At 72.6% G+C, this 16664-nt stretch carries 15 protein-coding genes and 2 pseudogenes; 12 read left to right on the top strand and 5 right to left on the bottom strand.

Annotated elements, in window-relative coordinates:
- The first annotated feature begins 136 nt into the window (after positions 1–136).
- The 9 genes from IM697_RS20890 to IM697_RS20850 all read left to right on the top strand — a co-directional run bounded on the left by IM697_RS20890 (position 137) and on the right by IM697_RS20850 (position 11153).
- Positions 137–1129 (top strand): FecCD family ABC transporter permease, encoded by a 993-nt coding sequence (locus IM697_RS20890; protein WP_194049790.1) that lies wholly within the window; start codon positions 137–139, stop codon positions 1127–1129.
- On the top strand, positions 1126–2175 hold the full coding sequence (locus IM697_RS20885) for a FecCD family ABC transporter permease (protein WP_194049224.1): 1050 nt from the start codon (positions 1126–1128) through the stop codon (positions 2173–2175). The genes IM697_RS20890 and IM697_RS20885 overlap by 4 nt, the downstream gene beginning before the upstream one ends.
- 74 nt (positions 2176–2249) lie before the next feature.
- Complete coding sequence (locus IM697_RS20880; RefSeq protein ID WP_194049789.1) at positions 2250–3068, top strand: ABC transporter ATP-binding protein; 819 nt, start codon at positions 2250–2252, stop codon at positions 3066–3068.
- Positions 3069–3095: 27 nt separating this feature from the next.
- Complete coding sequence (locus IM697_RS20875; RefSeq protein ID WP_194049223.1) at positions 3096–4115, top strand: ABC transporter substrate-binding protein; 1020 nt, start codon at positions 3096–3098, stop codon at positions 4113–4115.
- A gap of 88 nt (positions 4116–4203) precedes the next feature.
- On the top strand, positions 4204–5379 hold the full coding sequence (locus tag IM697_RS20870; protein WP_194049222.1) for an ATP-grasp domain-containing protein: 1176 nt from the start codon (positions 4204–4206) through the stop codon (positions 5377–5379).
- Complete coding sequence (locus tag IM697_RS20865) at positions 5376–7028, top strand: IucA/IucC family protein (RefSeq protein WP_194049221.1); 1653 nt, start codon at positions 5376–5378, stop codon at positions 7026–7028. Before IM697_RS20870 ends, IM697_RS20865 begins: the two co-directional genes overlap by 4 nt.
- Entirely contained in the window at positions 7025–8209 is a 1185-nt protein-coding gene (locus tag IM697_RS20860; protein ID WP_194049220.1) for an MFS transporter, read from the top strand. The genes IM697_RS20865 and IM697_RS20860 overlap by 4 nt, the downstream gene beginning before the upstream one ends.
- Positions 8209–9957, top strand: coding sequence for an IucA/IucC family protein (locus tag IM697_RS20855; protein WP_194049219.1), 1749 nt, complete (start codon positions 8209–8211; stop codon positions 9955–9957). The genes IM697_RS20860 and IM697_RS20855 overlap by 1 nt, the downstream gene beginning before the upstream one ends.
- Positions 9954–11153 carry a type III PLP-dependent enzyme gene (locus IM697_RS20850; RefSeq protein ID WP_194049218.1) on the top strand — a complete coding sequence of 400 codons (1200 nt, stop codon included), beginning with the start codon at positions 9954–9956 and terminating at the stop codon, positions 11151–11153. Before IM697_RS20855 ends, IM697_RS20850 begins: the two co-directional genes overlap by 4 nt.
- 69 nt (positions 11154–11222) lie before the next feature.
- Here IM697_RS20850 and IM697_RS20845 read toward each other — a convergent pair whose 3' ends face one another.
- Positions 11223–11543, bottom strand: coding sequence for a hypothetical protein (locus tag IM697_RS20845; protein WP_194049217.1), 321 nt, complete (start codon positions 11541–11543; stop codon positions 11223–11225).
- A gap of 169 nt (positions 11544–11712) precedes the next feature.
- Between IM697_RS20845 and IM697_RS20840 the strand changes: the two genes are divergently transcribed.
- Positions 11713–12078, top strand: a complete 366-nt coding sequence (locus IM697_RS20840) for a nuclear transport factor 2 family protein (RefSeq protein WP_194049216.1) — start codon at positions 11713–11715, stop codon at positions 12076–12078.
- Positions 12079–12186: 108 nt separating this feature from the next.
- On the opposite strand, the gene IM697_RS20835 is transcribed toward IM697_RS20840, so the two are convergent.
- Both IM697_RS20835 and IM697_RS20830 read right to left on the bottom strand, forming a co-directional pair.
- Complete coding sequence (locus tag IM697_RS20835) at positions 12187–13176, bottom strand: CU044_5270 family protein (RefSeq protein ID WP_194049215.1); 990 nt, start codon at positions 13174–13176, stop codon at positions 12187–12189.
- A complete protein-coding gene (locus tag IM697_RS20830) occupies positions 13169–13702 on the bottom strand; it encodes an RNA polymerase sigma factor (RefSeq protein ID WP_194049214.1) in 534 nt (177 codons plus the stop codon). Before IM697_RS20830 ends, IM697_RS20835 begins: the two co-directional genes overlap by 8 nt.
- Before the next feature lie 105 nt (positions 13703–13807).
- On the opposite strand from IM697_RS20830, the gene ctaD reads away from it, so the two are divergent.
- Positions 13808–15436 carry an aa3-type cytochrome oxidase subunit I gene (ctaD, locus tag IM697_RS20825; RefSeq protein ID WP_194049213.1) on the top strand — a complete coding sequence of 543 codons (1629 nt, stop codon included), beginning with the start codon at positions 13808–13810 and terminating at the stop codon, positions 15434–15436.
- Between the two features lie 27 nt (positions 15437–15463).
- On the opposite strand, the pseudogene IM697_RS20820 reads toward ctaD, so the two are convergent.
- Positions 15464–15619 (bottom strand): annotated as a pseudogene (locus tag IM697_RS20820) (ricin-type beta-trefoil lectin domain protein); the annotation flags it as partial.
- Between the two features lie 4 nt (positions 15620–15623).
- Here IM697_RS20820 and IM697_RS20815 point away from each other — a divergent pair.
- Positions 15624–15932 (top strand): annotated as a pseudogene (locus IM697_RS20815) (nucleotide disphospho-sugar-binding domain-containing protein); the annotation flags it as partial.
- Positions 15933–15953: 21 nt separating this feature from the next.
- Here the strand turns inward: IM697_RS20815 and IM697_RS20810 are convergent.
- On the bottom strand, positions 15954–16616 hold the full coding sequence (locus tag IM697_RS20810; protein WP_194049212.1) for a TetR/AcrR family transcriptional regulator: 663 nt from the start codon (positions 16614–16616) through the stop codon (positions 15954–15956).
- Positions 16617–16664 lie beyond the last annotated feature (48 nt).

The following is a 16664-nucleotide window of genomic DNA, read 5'->3' as shown; positions in this document are numbered from 1 at the left end:
AGAATGCCAGGTGGACCGGTTGCGACTGATCACCTATCGCGTACGCCACAGTGATCACACAGCAGTTGAAACATAAAGCAAGCCTAACCTAAGCTCACGGCTTGTGACTGCGACCCAACGGGGCGCACCCATCGGTGTGCCCTTCCGTGCCCTGCGGCACATACCGCTCTTCCTCACCGGACTCGCCGCCCTCGCGCTCTGCACCGCGCTGAGCCTCGCCCTCGGTGCCCGCTCCGTGCCGCTCGGCACGGTGGCCGACGCGCTGTTCGGGAACGCTCACGGTCGCGAAGCCCTCGTGGTGACCGGGCTGCGCCTGCCGAGAACCGTCATCGGGCTCGCGGTCGGCGCCGCGCTCGGGGTCGCCGGGGCCGTCGCCCAGGGCATCACCCGCAATCCGCTGGCCTCGCCGACCACGCTCGGCATCAACGCGGGCGCCGGTTTCGCGGTCGTCGTCGCCATCTTCGCGCTGAAGCTCAACAGCCCCGCCCAGTACGTGTGGTTCGCGTTCGCGGGCGCGGCCGCCGCCGCCCTGCTCGCCCAGGCGCTCGCCCGCCGCGCCGGGGACATCGACGCCGTACGGCTGGCCCTCGGCGGCACCGTGCTCCAACTCGTGCTGCTGTCCTGGACGAACGCGGTGATGCTGATGAACCAGCGCACCCTGGACGAGGCCCGCTTCTGGCTGGCCGGGTCCCTGTCCGGGCGCGCCCTGGACGTCCTGTGGCCGGTCCTGCCGACCCTGCTGCTCGGCCTGGTCGTCGCGCTGGCCGTCGCCCCTGCCCTCAACGCCCTCGCCCTGGGCGACGACTCGGCCCAGGCGCTCGGGGTTCCGGTGGCCCGCATCCGGCTGGCCGGCGGCATCGCGGTCGTCCTGCTCGCCGGGTCGGCGGTCGCGGTGGCCGGCCCGATCGCCTTCATCGGGCTCGCCGCGCCCCATCTCGTACGGCCGCTGCTCGGCGGCGACCACCGGCTGCTGGTGCCGGGCTGCCTCATCGCCGGCCCGCTGCTGCTGCTCGCGGCCGATGTGCTCGGCCGGCTGGTGATCCGTCCCTCGGAGCTGGAGGTCGGCATCGTGACCGCGTTCCTGGGCGCGCCCCTGCTGGCGCTGCTGGCGCGGAGGGCGGCCCGGTGAGCGCCGCGGTCGTCTCCGTGCGGACGAAGTCCACGTCCCGCGCCCGGGTCCGGCGCCGCGTCCTGCTGTTCGCCGCGACCGGTCTGGCCCTGCTGTTCGCGCTGCTCACCGTGTCCCTGACGACGGGTGAGATACCGATGCCGGCCGGCACGGCGCTGCGGGCCCTTGTCGGGCTCGGCGATCCGGGGGACGTGCTGGTGGTGCAGCAGTTCCGGGCCCCCCGCTCGGTCGCGGCGATCGTCGCCGGTGCCGGGCTCGCGGCGGCGGGCTGCGTGCTGCAACGGCTGTTCCGCAATCCGCTGGCCTCCCCCGACGTCATGGGCGTGACCGGCGGGGCGTCGCTGGGCGCGGTCGCGCTCATCGCCGCCGGGGCATCGCAGGCGCTGATCCCGCTCGGGGCACTCGGCGGCGGGCTCCTCGCGGCCCTGCTGCTGGGCGTGTTCGCCTGGGGCTCCGGGCTCGCGGTCACCCGGCTGGTGCTCACCGGGCTCGCCGTGCAGGCGGGGCTCGCCGCCGCAGTGAACCTGATGATCGTGCGCTTCCCGGCCGAGCTCGCCGGATCGGCGCTGCAGTGGACCACCGGTTCGGTGTACGGGCGGACCTGGACCGAGGTGTGGGGAGCGGGCGGCGCCATGGTGCTCGCGCTCACCGCCGCCCTGGCCATGCACCGGCGGCTGGCCGTGCTCGACCTCGGGGACGACTCGGCGGGCGCTCTGGGCCTGCGCACGTCCTCGGCGCGGCTCCAACTGCTCGTGATCGCCGTCGCGTTGGCGTCGCTGGCGGCCGCGCTCGCCGGCCCGGTCACCTTCGTGGCGCTCGCCGTGCCGCACATCGTGCGGTTCGCCACCGGACCGCCGACCGCCGCGTCACTGGGCCTGGCCGCGCTCACCGGGGCGGTGCTGCTGCTCGCCTCCGACCTGGTCGTCCAGCACCTGCTGCCGATCGAGGGGCTGCCCGTCGGCGCCGTCACCGCCACCCTCGGCGCGCCCTGGCTGCTGGTGCTGATGCTGCGCCACAGCTCGCCCGTCAGGAGGGACCACGGATGACCGGCGCCCCGCACCAACACTCCACCGGCGTTCAGCCACCGCACATGTCCCCCACCGGCACCCAGGAGCCGCAGATGTCCGCGACCGCCAACCAGCTCTCCACCCGGGGCCTCGATCTGCGCTACGGCGACCGGACGGTGGTCGGCGGCCTCGATCTGACGCTGCCCGGCGGGGCGGTCACCGCGATCGTCGGCCCCAACGCCTGCGGCAAGTCGACCCTGTTGAGAGGGCTGAGCCGGCTCCTCGCCCCGGCCGCCGGGTCGGTCACGCTCGACGGCGCCGACATCCACCGGATGTCCGCGCGGGCGCTGGCCCGCCGTATGGGCCTGCTGCCGCAGCAGCCGGTCACCCCGGAGGCGATCACCGTGGAGGCGCTGGTGCGGCTGGGCCGCTATCCGCACCAGCGGCTGCTGAACCCCTGGTCGGCCGCCGACCAGAAGGCGGTCGACGAGGCCCTGGAGCGCACCGGCACCGCCGCCCTGCGCGACCAGCCCGTCGACCAGCTCTCCGGCGGTCAGCGGCAACGCGCCTGGATCGCGCTGGCCCTGGCGCAGGACACCGAGCTGCTGCTGCTCGACGAGCCCACCACCTTCCTCGACCTGCGGCACCAGCTCGACGTCCTCGACCTGGTGGCCGCGCTGCACGCCGAGGCGGGCCGCACCGTGGTGATGGTGCTGCACGACCTCGGTCAGGCCGCCCGCTACGCGGACCACATGGTGGTCCTCGAGGACGGCCGTCTCGCCGCCGCCGGCGCCCCGGCCGACGTACTCGACGCGGAGCTGGTGAAGTCCGTGTTCGACGTGGACTGCCGGGTGATCCCCGACCCGGAGACCGGCACCCCGCTGGTCGTCCCGAAGGGCAGTGCGGTGCGGCACTCCGCCGCGACCGCCTGATCCGTCCCCACTCACAGAAAAGACCCCATGTTCATGCGATCTCCCCTGCGCGGAATCGGCCGGCTGCTCGCCGTGCTGCTCGCCGTCGTACTCGGTACGGCCGTCCTCGCCGCCTGCGGTGGCCGGGACTCCGCCACGGACGGCGACACGGCCCAGGCCGCCAAGAACAGCTCCGCCTTCCCGCGCACCCTGAAGACCGTGATGGGCGACGTGAAGATCCCCTCCCAGCCGAAGCGGGTCGTCGTGCTCGACACCGGCGAGCTGGACGACGTCACCCTGCTCGGCATCGACCCGGTCGGCGCGGTCGCCCCGCACTTCAAGACCTCGGGCGGCTTCCCGGCCTACCTGGACGGCGAGTTGAAGGACACCGTCGACGTCGGCCCGCTCCTGGAGCCGAACCTGGAGAAGATCGCCTCCCTCGAGCCCGATCTGATCCTGTCCTCCAAGGTCCGCCACGAGAAGGTCTACGACAAGCTCAGCGCCATCGCCCCGACCGTGTTCACCGAGACCACCGGCGGTGTCTGGAAGGAGAACCTCAAGGTCCACGCCGAGGCGCTGGGCCTGGAGAAGGAGGCCGCGGCCAAGCTGAAGGAGTACGAGACGCAGGCCAAGGCCCTCGGTGACGCGATCAAGAAGAAGGACGGCGGCAAGACGCCGGTCGTGTCCGTGGTCCGCTTCATCGCCGGTCCGACCCGTCTGTACCAGACCAACTCCTACAGCGGCGTCGTCCTGAACGACATCGGCCTGCAGCGCCCGAAGTCGCAGATCTCCGACGACCCCGAGGTCACGATGAAGGACGTCAGCCCCGAGGAGATCGACCAGGCCGACGCCGACCTGATCTTCGTCTGCGCCGCCGACGCCGAGGACAAGACCCAGAAGAAGCAGGTCGTCTCCAACCCGGTCTGGAAGAGCCTCCCGGCGGTCAAGGACGGCAAGGTCTTCGAGGTCAAGGACGAGATCTGGATGTCCGGCATCGGGGTCCAGGCCGCCGAGGAGATGCTCAAGGACGTGGCGAAGGCCACCGGCGTCGAGCTCCCGGCGAAGTAACCGCCGCTGAACCCTCTGGGCGGGCCGTGGCCCGACCGGCCCGGCCCGCCCCAACCCCCCACCCGCTAGCGGAAGTCGCCCCTCTGCCATGCGCCTGTACCTGCTCGCCCTCAACCCGACGGACTCCGTCACCGAGGGCTTCCTGCCCGCCGCCACCCGGCTGGGCCTGGCCGTCACCGTCCTCACCGACCAGCCCGACGCGCACCGCCGCACCTACCCGGACATCGAGGTCCTGGAGTGCGACGTCCGTGACTTCCGGGCCGTGATCACCCGTATCTCGACCCATCACACGCCCGACGCCGTCTTCACCAACAGCGACCACCTCCAGACCCAGGCCGCCCTCGCCGCCGACTGGTTCGGCCTCCCCGGCAAGGACTGGCGGGCCGCCGTGCGCTGCAAGGACAAGGCCGAGATGCGCCGCCGGCTCGCCGCGGCCGGCGTGGACACCGTGTGGTCGGCCGAGCTGACCGAACCGCTCGCGCCCGCCGACGCGCCCTACCCCTGTGTGGTCAAGCCGCGCGAGGGCGTGGCCAGCGAGGACGTCGTCCTCGTCGACGGCCCGGAGGAACTCGTGGCGCACGCCAAGGAGATCCTGGGCCGCCGACCGGGCGCCGTCCTGGTCGTCGAGGAGTACCTGCCCGGCGACCTGTTCACCCTGGAGACCCTCGGCGACGGGCGGGTCCGCCATGTCCTGGGCGGCTTCCACACCGAGCTGTCACCGCCGCCGTACTTCATCGAGGAGCGCCTCACCTTCGTCCCCGCCCACCCCGAACCGGTCGTCGCACAGGTCCTTCGGCAGCTGGACGCGCTGGGCGTCGGGTTCGGGGCCTGTCACACCGAGTTCGTGGTGCACGCGGGGCGGGCGCGGATCATCGAGGTCAACTACCGTGCCATCGGCGACCAGTGCGACCTGCTGCTGGCCCGCCTGCTGCAGATCCCGCTCTTCGAGCACATCCTGCGCACCCACCTGGGCCGGCCGCTCCCGGCCGACCTCGGCGCCCGCCGCGACGGCGCGGCCCGCCTGGAGTACCCGTGCGCGGACCGCGCCGGCACCCTCGTCGGCGCCCCGGCCGCCGCCGAACTGGACGTGGACGGCGTCCATCTGACGTACCGTCCGCTGCGCGCGGTGGGCGAGCACCACGAGCTGTACCGCACCAACCGCGACTACCTCGGTGTGCTGCGTGCCACCGGCACCGATCAGCCGGCCGTGGACCGGACGGTGGCGGACTTCCTGGCCGAGCGGCGCTGGGAGATCCAGCCGTGACCGCGACGGACCGCTGGGAGGCGGAACTCCTCACCCGGGTGCTGAGCGCCCTCCTGCGCGAGGACGTGGTCGGCCTGCGCACCCGCAGCACGACCGTCCACGAGCAGGACGGCCCCTGGCTGCGGCTCGCCACGGGAGAGGACGCCCTGCTGCTGCCGGTCGCCGAGGACGGCTTCCAGTGCCGGTACGCCGCCCGGCGGCCCGTCCTCGTACGCGAGTCGGACGGTGCGGAGCTGACCTCGTACGACAGCGTGCTCGGCGCGCTGCGTGAGCTCGCCGAGCCCGAGGACCGGGGCGGCTTCGACGCGTTCGCCGAGGAGTGCCGTCAGACGCTGGCGACCCTGCGGCTGCACACGGCGACACGGGCGGAGGTCATGGCCCGGCTCACGGTCGGGCACGGCCTCGGCGGCAGCCTGGCGTACGACACGCTCGCCGCCCGCCACGACCACCCCGTCTACCCGACGGCACGCGGCCGCTCGGGGCTGACGGAAGAGCAACTGCGCGCGTACGCCCCGGAGTTCCGCCCGCGCTTCGCGCTGCGCTGGCTCGCCGTGCCCTGGGACGAGGTCACCGTGGCGGGCAAGCTGCCGGAGTTCTGGCCGACGCCCGACATGCTGGGCCTGCCCGACCTGCGGGACACGCATGTGACGCTGCCCGTGCATCCGCTGACCGTCGACGCCCTGCCCGGCGGGTCCGTACTGGCCGACCGCGCCTGCCTGGACGTCGTACCGACCCTCTCCATGCGGACCGTGGCCACGGTCGACGACCCTTGCGTCCACCTCAAACTCCCCCTCGCCACCGCCACGCTGGGCCTGCGCAACAAGCGCACCATCAAGCCCGGCACGCTGGTCGACGGAGCGGTGGGCCAGCGGCTGCTGGAGGCGGTGATCGCCCGCGAGCCCCGCTTCCGGGACACGGTCCTGCACGCCGACGAGACGACGTACGCCCACGCCGGGCACGAGCTGCTGGCCGTGCTGTGCCGCCGCTACCCGGCCGGGCTCGACGACTGCGAGGTGGTGCCGCTGGCGGCGCTCCTGGCCGAGGCGCCGGACGGACGCCCGGTGATCGACGGGCTCGCCGACCGCTTCTACGGCGGTGATCCGCTCGCCCTGCTGGACGCGGCCCTGACCCTGCTGTTCGACTGGCAGACCACGCTGTTCGGCTACGGCGTCGCGCTGGAGTCGCACCAGCAGAACGTCTCCCTGGTGCTGCGGTCGGGCGAGCTTCGGCTGCTGTTCAAGGACAACGACGGGCCGCGGATCAACACCGAGCGGCTCGCCGCGGCCCTGCCCGGGCCATGGGACTTCGACGACGCCCGGATCCTCGGCACGGACGACGGGCCGGTCGCCGACGTGTTCACCACGATCACCGTCCATCTGTGCGCCGGCGCCTACGCCTTCGGATCCACGCGGCACCGCCGGGCCCTGCTGCGGCTCGTCCGCGAGCGGCTGACCGAGGCGGTCGACCGGCTCGGCGGCGACGCGGCGGACGTCCTGCGCGCTCGCGTGCTGCAGGCGCCGGAGCTGCCGGTGAAGGCGATGGTGACGGCCGGGACGCTGCTGTCCAAGGAGCGTTCGGGCGCCGCCGACATCAACAAGCACTACACGACCGGCCCCAACTACCTGCTCCCCCAAGGGGGTTCGGCATGAGCGCCGAGGCGCTGCGGATGCCGGCGTCCGGACGCGCGCAGGTGCACGCGGTGGCGGGCTGCTACTTCGTGGCGTCGTTCGCCGCGCTGGGGCTGCCCCCGTATCTCACCGAGATCCTCCCGGAGCTGGGCGACCGGAACGCCCGCTGGGCCGGGGTGCTCTATGTCGTGCCGACGGTGTTCGGCGCGCTCGGCGCCCCGCTGTGGGGGCGGCTCGCCGACCGCTACGGCCGCAAACGGCTGCTGCTGCGCGCCCAGTTGGGCCTCGCGGTGTCCTTCCTGCTCGCGGGCTGGGCCGACTCCCTGGCCACCTTCACCGTCGCGCTGGTGCTGCAGGGCATCCTGGGCGGCACGTTCGCCGCGTCGAACGGCTATCTGGGCGCGACCCTCCAGGGCCCGGCGCTGTCGAAGGCGCTCACGCTGATGCAGGGAAGTGCGCGGGCCGCGCTGGTGGCCGCGCCGATCGTGGTCGGCTCGCTGTCGGGCTGGCTGTCCCCGCACCGCCAGTACGCCCTGCTCGCCGTACTGCCGCTGACGGCGGCCCTGTTGCTGGCGGCGCTGCCCGAACCCGAGCGCGCGCGGGAGCCGGAGCACATACCCGAGGCGGTCGACGCCGCTCAGCCGATCGTCTCCCTGAAGACCCTCTACGTCCTGGAGTTCGCCTTCGTGTTCTCCACCGTCATCTCCTTCCCCTACCTCATCGTGCTCGTCGACGACCGGCTCCCGGGCACGTCCCCGGCGCTGTCCGGAGTCGTGTTCGCCCTGCCCCACCTGTGCTATCTGGTGGCGGCGCTGGCCGTGCACGCCGCCTTCCGGGATCGGCCGCGTGCCGGGCTCGCGCTGGGCTTCACCTGCATCGCGCTCGGGCTCGCCGGGCACGCGGTCGCCGGATCCCTGGCCGCCCTGATCGCCGTACGGCTGCTGCTGGGGGCGGGGCTCACGCTTGGTCTTGTGTGTCTGTCGGTGCTGGCCGCCGACTGCGCCAAGGGCCGGGCGCCCGGCGGGCTGTTCGGTTCGATCGAGTTCTTCTCCAAGGCCGGCGCGGTCGCCGCCGGCGTGGCCGCGGCGGCGGGCAGCGCCCGCTTCGGACCGGCCGCACCCGTGCTGATCGGCGGTGCCGCCGCCGCCGTCTCGGCCCTCGCTCTCCCCACCTCGCACCTGCGCACCCGCTGGAGCCGTTGATGCCCTCCCTGACCGACTCGCTCCCCGAGCAGGGCACTGCCCCGGTCGCCCCCGCCGAACTGCCCACCGCCGACGAGGTGGTGGCCCACACCCTTCTCAACTGCCTGCTGCGCGAGGTCTCCGGCCCTGAGCACCAGAGCGTCGTCACCGACGGCCGTCTGCTGCTGCGGCTGCCGCGCCGCGGTGTCCTGCTGCGGGTCGCCCTGCGCCGTACGTCGCTGCTCGGCGCGCACCGGTTCACCGGGCCGGTGAGCGAGCAGCGCGGCGGGGACTGGGCGGAGGTGGACTGGCGGCGGCTGGCCGAGTACACGCACGACGAGCTGTGGCTGCGGACGGGGGTGCGCAACGAGGAGTTCCTGGAGCAGATCGTCTCCAGCCACGACGCGGTCGGGACGGCCCTGGCCGCCCCCCGCATGACCGGAGTCACGGACGACCGGCTCTCCGCCTACCTCGCCTCCGAGCAGTCCCTGCTGTTCGGCCACCGCTTCCACCCCACCCCGAAGGCCCGCACGGGCGACCCGCGCGCCTGGTCCGCGTACGCGCCCGAGGTGGGCGCGTCCTTCCCGCTGCGGCACCTGGCCGTCCGTACGCATCTCATCGCCGAGGAGTGCGCCGGCCCCGCGTCGCTCGCCCCGCTGGACCGCCAGCACACGGACGTCCCCGACGGCTACCGGCTGCTGCCCGCGCACCCCTGGCAGTACGAGACGCTGCGCGAGCACCCGCTGCTGCGCGCCGCCCTCGACCGGGGCGACGTCCTCGACCTGGGCCCCGGCGGGAAGCCGTTCGCCGCCACCGCGTCGGTGCGCACGCTGTACGACGGGGAGACCTTCCTGAAGTTCAGCCTGAACGTGCGGATCACCAACTGTCTGCGCAAGAACAGCAGTTACGAGCTGTCCGGCGCCGTCGCGCTGACCCGCGTCCTGGCCCCGGCCCTCGCCGACCTGGCCGAGCGCTTCCCCGGCAGCGACATGCTGCGCGAGCCCGCCTACCGCACACTCGCCCTGCCGGGACCGGACGGCACCCCGGACCGCGCGCTGTTCGAGGGCTTCGGGGTGATCGTCCGCGAGGGCCTGCCGAGCCGGCTCGCCCCCGGCGCCACTCCCCTGCTCGCGGCCGCCGTCGCCGACGAGTACCCGACCGGCGGCGCGCATCTGTCCCGGCTCCTGGCGGGAGCGGACGAACGCACGGCCCTCGACTGGTGGTCGACGTACCTCGACCTCCTCGTCCCGCCCGTCCTGTCCGCGTACTTCGACCACGGACTGGTCCTGGAGCCCCACCTGCAGAACGTGCTGATCTGCGTCGACGGCGACGGCCGGCCCGCGCAGGTGCTGTTCCGCGACCTGGAGGGCACCAAGCTGGTCCCCGACCACCACGAGGACACCCTCGGCGCGCTGCCGGCCGAGGTCGCGGGGCCGATGACGTACGACGCGCAGCGCGGCTGGGACCGCGTCGTCTACTGCCTGCTGGTCAACCATGTCGCCGAGTTGCTCGCCGCCCTCGCCGACCTGTACCCGCAGGCGGAGGCCGCGCTGTGGGCCCGGGTGCGCGACACGGTCCGGGCGTACGCCGACGACCGGGGCTGCCCGCCAAGGCTGGCCGCCCTCCTCGCCGGCGTGCCGCTGCCCGCCAAGGCCAATCTCCTCACCCGCTGGGAACGCAAGGCCGACCGGGACGCGGGGTATGTGCGGCTGCCGTCGCCGCTCGCCGAGGACGTCCTGCGCGACACGACCGGAGGTGCCGCCCGATGACGCCGCCCACGCCCGCGGTCCGCGACCGCGTCCTGTCCCTCGACTCGACCGAACTCCCCGCGTATGTCTACGACTTGGCGGCCCTGCGCACCCACGCCGCCGCCGTGCGGGACGCGCTGCCGGAGCGGGTCGAGCTGTACTACGCCGCCAAGGCCAACCCGGAGCCGGAGATCCTCGGCGCGCTCGGCCCGTACGTCGACGGCTACGAGGTCTCTTCGGGCGGCGAAGTCGCCCATGTCGCCAAGGCCGTACCGGGACGCCCGCTGGCCTTCGGCGGCCCCGGCAAGACTCCGGACGAGGTGACGGCGGCGCTGGAGCAGGGAGTCGAGCGCTTCCACGTCGAGAGCGAGTACGAGCTGCGCATGCTGGCCGAGCTGGCGCGGCGGGTGGCGCCGGGGCGGCGGGTGGCCGTGCTGGCGCGCGTCAACCTGCCGGTGGCCGACGGGTCGCTGGCGGGCAGCTCGCTGGCGATGGGCGGCCGGCCGACGCCGTTCGGCATGGACCCCGCACGGGCCGAGCCGGTGATCCGGCGGCTCACCGACGGCAGCCACCCGCAGCTCGAACTGCGCGGCATCCACGCCCACTTGGCCAGCGGGCTGGAGGCCGCGGAGCAGGTGGCGGTGGCTGAGTCCGTCGTCTCGTGGGCGACGGGCCTCGGGGTGCGGCTCGAGGAGGTGAACGTCGGCGGCGGCATGCACGTCGACTACGGCGCCCCGGAGCACCGCTTCGACTGGACGGCCTACGGCGCGGGGCTCGCCCGGCTGACCGAGCGGCATCCGGAGCTGACCCTGCGTATCGAGCCGGGACGGGCGCTGACGGCGTACTGCGGCTGGTACGCCACCGAAGTACTGGACGTGAAGCACAGCCACGGCGAGGAGTTCGCCGTGGTCCGCGGCGGCACACACCATCTGCGCACCCCGGCGACCAAGGGGCACGACCAGCCGTGTTCCGTCCTGCCGGTGGACGCCTGGCCGCACCCGTGGCCGCGGCCGGCCGCCGAGGGCGGGACGGTCACCCTGGCGGGGCAGCTGTGCACCCCGAAGGACGTCCTGGCCCGCCGGGTGCCGGCGGCCGGGCTGCGGGCCGGGGACCGGGTGGCGTTCGCGCTGGCGGGGGCGTATGCGTGGAACATCTCCCACCACGACTTCCTGATGCACCCGAGGCCCGGTTTCCACTTCCTGGACACCGCTGGGTAGACGGCACGTCACTCTCGGCACATGCGAAGGGCCGCCCGGTACCCGGGCGGCCCTTCGGGGTGCGGCGCCTCAGAGGTCGACGGCGGGCAGCATCCTGGTGACCGGCGTGTCGACGGCCTTGATCTGCTGCTGCGGCCGCTGCTGCTGCCGGCTCAGCTCCTTGAGCTGGTCCAGCCGGGCCAGCTGCTGGGACGGCAGCGGCATCTTCGCCCTGCGGTCCGCGGGAACTCCGGACACCGCGAGCTGGTCGAGGGTGGTCACCGGGTTGAGCATTCCGGCCTTCGAGGCGGTCGAGGCGTCCGCCGTGCCCGCGTTCGCCAGCGGAGCGGCGAGGCCGGTGACACCGACTGCGAGACCAACGGCGGCGGCGATACGTCGTGTTGAGATCATGCTTTCCGCAACGCGACCGACCCGCCACCGGACACGGCCGGCCGGCGCCCCTCACCCGTCAGGCCCAGTGCTCCGGCAGCGCTTGCCGAGCCCGGCGGGGCGGAGGAGGCTCGGAAGTGAGGCCCTCGCGGCCGGCGTCTTCGTGCCGCGGGCCTCCGAGGAGGTCACCATGGGCACCGCCGCAACCCCCGCATTCGACACCGAGACACTGCGCCGGGCTGTAGAAGGACAGAACCCGGACACGCTGCTGTCGCTCTACACGGACGACGCGGAGATCCGCGTCGTCAACCGCAACGCGCAGCCGAGCCACCCCAAGGTGCTGCACGGCCGTGGCGAGATAGCCGAGATGCTCACCGACGTCTACAACCGCAACATGACGCACAAGCTGGAGGGATGCGTGGTCCAGGGTGACCGTGCGGCCTACAGCGAGTCCTGTGAGTACGCGGACGGCGTGCGGGTCATGTCCGAGTCGATGATCACGCTGCGCGACGGAAGGATCTCCCGGCAGATCATGATCGAGGCATGGGACGAGTAGGGAGGACGCTGCCGAAGGTCCAGGTCACGGGACGACTGACCTGGACCTTCAGGGCACGTGCGGCGGCGGGCCGGTCACGTCCGGTCCGGCCGCGGCAGTCGTCCCCGGTCAGCGCATCCAGGCGCTGTACTCCATCACGTCACCGGCCCGCACGCCGAACTCGGCGTCGTCGCGGGTGAAGGTCGCCTCCAGCCCGAGCACGGCGCCGTTGGCGGGGTCCAGGATCAGCATCCGGCGGCTGCCTCGACCGTCGTACACGTACGCCTGCCCGCGCCGCCCCAGCCGGTCCGTCACCTGGCCGACGGGCCGCAGCCCCTGGGCGTCCGCCAGCAGCCGGGCCAGCGCGGCCGACTCGCGGGTGCCGAGGGTCCAGTGGTCGAGCAGGGTCTTGGTGGCGTCCAGCAGTTCGGCGGTGGACAGCGGCTGCGAGTGGTCCGACAGGAAGGCGCGCTCCGTCTCCTCCAGGTAGTCGTGCAGGGCCGCGGAGTCGTGCGGGGGCCGGGACTCCGGCGGGGCGTCGCTCCAACTCGGCGGATGGGTCCGTCTGGTGAGGACGTGACCGTCGTCGACCAGGCGCGGTTCGCCGCCCTCGTCGGTGAGGACCGGTCGGCCGGGGTGGCGCGGGTCGGTCGCCACCACGATCTCCGTGTGGCTGTCGTCGTCGTTCCAGCGCACGATCGTCTCCCGCGGGAGGGTGACCGGCGGATCGGCGTCGCTCATGGCCAGGCTCCACGACTGCACATGGGTGCCCTTGCGCAGCGCGGGCGAGTCCGCCGACGCCGCCTGCTCGGCACGCTCGGCCAGCCGCTTCAGCGGTACGGGCGTGGAGTCGGCCCGCACCACCAGCGGGCGGGGTGCGGCGACCGCGGGGGCGGTGGTCCGGCCGGTGAGCAGCAGGGCCGACACGAGCGCGACGACGACGGCCGTGGCCGCGAGACCCCAGGCCGGCCGGGTACGGCGGCGGGGGGCGGGCGGCCGCTCGCGCAGCAGCCGGTCGAGGTGCCGTTCGGCGTGGTGGTCCAGCGGGCCGTCGCCGTAGTGCGGGCCGTCGACCGGTACCGGGTTGGCCCTGCGCAGCAGTTCGAGTTCGTCAGCCATGGCTTCGTTCCTTGGGCGCGGTCGTCGGGCTCACACGGTCGATCTCGGCTCTCAGTCGGCGACGGGCCCGGTGCAGCCGCATGGACGCGGCCCGTCGGCCGCAGCCGAGGGCGACGGCCAGTTCCTCGACGCCGAGTTCCTCCCACGCCGTCAGCCGCAGCACCTCCTGGTCGGCCGCCGACAGCCGGGCCAGCGCCTCGTGCACCCAGGCGCCGGGCGCCTCCGCGTCGGGGCTGGCCACCAGGTGCCGGCCGTGCGCCGCGTCGTCGTTGCCGAGGCGGTCGACCAGCCGCCGACGGCGCCCGTAGCCGCGTACCGCGTTCGCCAGGCAGTTGCGTGCCACGCCGTACAGCCAGGGCAGCGGGGCGTCCGGCAGATCGGCGCGGCGGCGCCAGGCGACGGTGAACACCTCCGCCACCACTTCCTCGACCTCGCTCGTACGCCCGTCCAGTCGCCGCGCGACATAGCGGCTGACCGCCCAGTAGTGCTCGCGATAGGCAGCGGCGAAGATCTCGTCGTTGCTCATGTCCCGTTCGTGTCCGGCACCCGCCGGATCGTCACACCCGATTCCGTGATTCTCGTCGCGTCACTCGAGTGTGACGTGCGGGTGGGGCGCGGACACAGGCGGGGCGTGAAGAGGATCAGAGACATCAAGAGCGTCAGGGCCGTCCAGTGGCTGACCACCACCGACCACAAGACGATCGGAACGCTCTATTTGGTCACGTCGTTCGCGTTCTTCGTGATCGGTGGCGTGATGGCGCTGCTGATGCGCGCCGAGCTGGCTCGACCCGGTCTGCAGATCATGTCGAACGAGCAGTTCAACCAGGCGTTCACGATGCACGGCACGATCATGCTGCTGATGTTCGCGACGCCGCTGTTCGCCGGCTTCGCCAACTGGATCATGCCGCTGCAGATCGGCGCGCCGGACGTGGCCTTCCCCCGGCTGAACATGTTCGCCTACTGGCTGTACCTGTTCGGCTCGCTCATCGCGGTCGGCGGCTTCCTCACCCCCGACGGCGCGGCCGACTTCGGCTGGTTCGCCTACAGCCCGCTGTCGGACGCGGTCCGCTCCCCGGGCATCGGCGCCGACATGTGGATCATGGGCCTGGCCTTCTCCGGCTTCGGCACCATCCTCGGCTCGGTCAACTTCATCACCACCATCATCTGCATGCGCGCCCCCGGCATGACCATGTTCCGCATGCCGATCTTCGTGTGGAACGTGCTGCTGACCGCGGTGCTGGTCCTGCTCGCCTTCCCGGTCCTGGCGGCCGCCCTGTTCGCCCTGGAGGCGGACCGCAAGTTCGGCGCCCACATCTTCGACCCCGCCAACGGCGGAGCCCTGCTGTGGCAACACCTCTTCTGGTTCTTCGGCCATCCCGAGGTGTACATCATCGCGCTGCCGTTCTTCGGCATCATCAGCGAGGTCATCCCGGTCTTCTCCCGCAAGCCGATGTTCGGCTACATGGGTCTGATCGCGGCCACCATCGCCATCGCGGGCCTGTCCGTGACCGTGTGGGCCCACCACATGTACGTCACCGGCGGCGTCCTGCTGCCGTTCTTCTCCTTCATGACGTTCCTCATCGCCGTACCCACGGGCGTGAAGTTCTTCAACTGGATCGGCACGATGTGGAAGGGCTCGCTGTCCTTCGAGACACCGATGCTGTGGGCGACCGGCTTCCTTCTCACCTTTGTCTTCGGCGGCCTCACCGGTGTCATCCTGGCCTCGCCGCCGATGGACTTCCACGTGTCCGACTCGTACTTCGTGGTGGCCCATTTCCACTACGTCGTCTTCGGCACCGTCGTCTTCGCGATGTTCTCCGGCTTCCACTTCTGGTGGCCCAAGTTCACCGGCAGGATGCTCGACGAGCGGCTCGGCAAGATGACGTTCTGGACGCTGTTCATCGGCTTCCACGGCACCTTCCTGGTCCAGCACTGGCTGGGTGTGAACGGAATGCAGCGCCGGATTCCGGACTATCTGGCGGTGGAGGGACTGACGGCGCTCAACACGCTGTCGACCGTGTTCTCGTTCGTGCTCGGGCTGTCGTTCCTGCCGTTCTTCTACAACATCTGGAAGACCGCCAAGTACGGCAAGCCGGTCGACGTCGACGACCCTTGGGGCTACGGCCGCTCCCTGGAGTGGGCGACTTCCTGCCCGCCGCCGCGCCACAACTTCCTCACCCTGCCGAGGATCCGGTCCGAATCCCCGGCGTTCGACCTGCATCACGCGCCCCAGCCGGAGAGGGCGTCGACCACGCTGTGACCGACGCCCAGCGGAGCGACGTCGCTAACTCACCGTCCGCTTCTGGTTGTTCTGGCCGTTGCAGTCCCAGATGACGACGCGGGTGCCGTTGGCGGTGCCGCGGTTGTAGGCGTCGAGGCACTTGTTGCCGTAGACGACCAGTTCCTTGCGGGTGCTGTGGTACTGCCAGACCTGGTTCTGGCCGGCACGCGTGGCCGCCGTGATCCATCACTGCGGGGCGGGCACGACCGCGGCCGGGCTGCGCGCCGGGGTGCCGGCCGTGCCGATGCCGGTCCAGTTCGACGAGGGCTTCTGGGCCGCGCGCCTGGTCCGCCTCGGCGTGGCGCCGGCCGCCGTGCCGCTGCGGAGGTTCACGGCCGAGGCGCTGACGGCGGCGGTGCGCCGAGCGACCGAGGACCCGTCCTACGGCCGGCGCGCCCGGGCCCTGGCCGAGGGGCTGCGCGCCGAGGACGGCATGGCTCCTGTGCTGGACGCGGTGAACCGGCTCGGCCGCTGACCCGCCCGCACGTCCCGGGCCTCAGGCCCCGGCGAGCGGCGGTCCCGACGGCTGGAGGATGCCGAGGAGGATGCGGACCAGTTCGTCGACGACCTCGTCGAGGGTCGCGTCCACCCAGCCCGCGCTCCAGTCGTGCAGCAGCCCGTTGACGCTGCCGATGAACGCCGTCACGGCGAGGCGGTAGTCACGCGGGGCCGCCTCCCCACGGGCGACGGCGGCCGCCACCTCGGCGCAGACGAGGTCGATCCAGCGGGCGCGACGGGCCAGCCGCTGCTTCTCCATGGGGGCGCTGACGCCGATGATCTCGACGAAGGTGATGCGGATGCGGCGCGGATCGGCGGTGACGTTCCCGGCGTACGCGCGGAAGATCGCGGTGGCGCGTTCGGCGAGCGGCAGGTTCTCCGACTCCGCCGCCGCGGCCAGCAGCGCCGCCTCCGCCCACCCGTTGACCTCGAGGTGGAGCGCGGCCAGTACGTCCTCTAGGGTGCGGAACTCCTCGTAGAACTGACGGGTCGACAGCCCGGCGGCCTCGCTCAGCGCGGCGACGGTGGTGCCCCGGTAGCCGGGGCTGTCGCCGAAGAGCTGGAGTGCCGCGTCGAGGAAGCGCCGTCGTCGCTCGGCCTGCCGCTCCTCGGCCGACTTGCCGCCGTAACGGCCGGTGGGCGCCTTGAGCCTGCCCGCCACGCTGTCCTCCCGCCACCTCGCCGACCCGACGGCCAATTTTGTCGTGTA

This window comes from Streptomyces ferrugineus (assembly GCF_015160855.1).
In the GTDB taxonomy this organism is placed as follows: Bacteria; Actinomycetota; Actinomycetes; order Streptomycetales; family Streptomycetaceae; genus Streptomyces; species Streptomyces ferrugineus.
The sequence above is the reverse complement of the archived record's forward strand: the minus strand, read 5'-3'. Positions and strand labels throughout refer to the sequence as shown.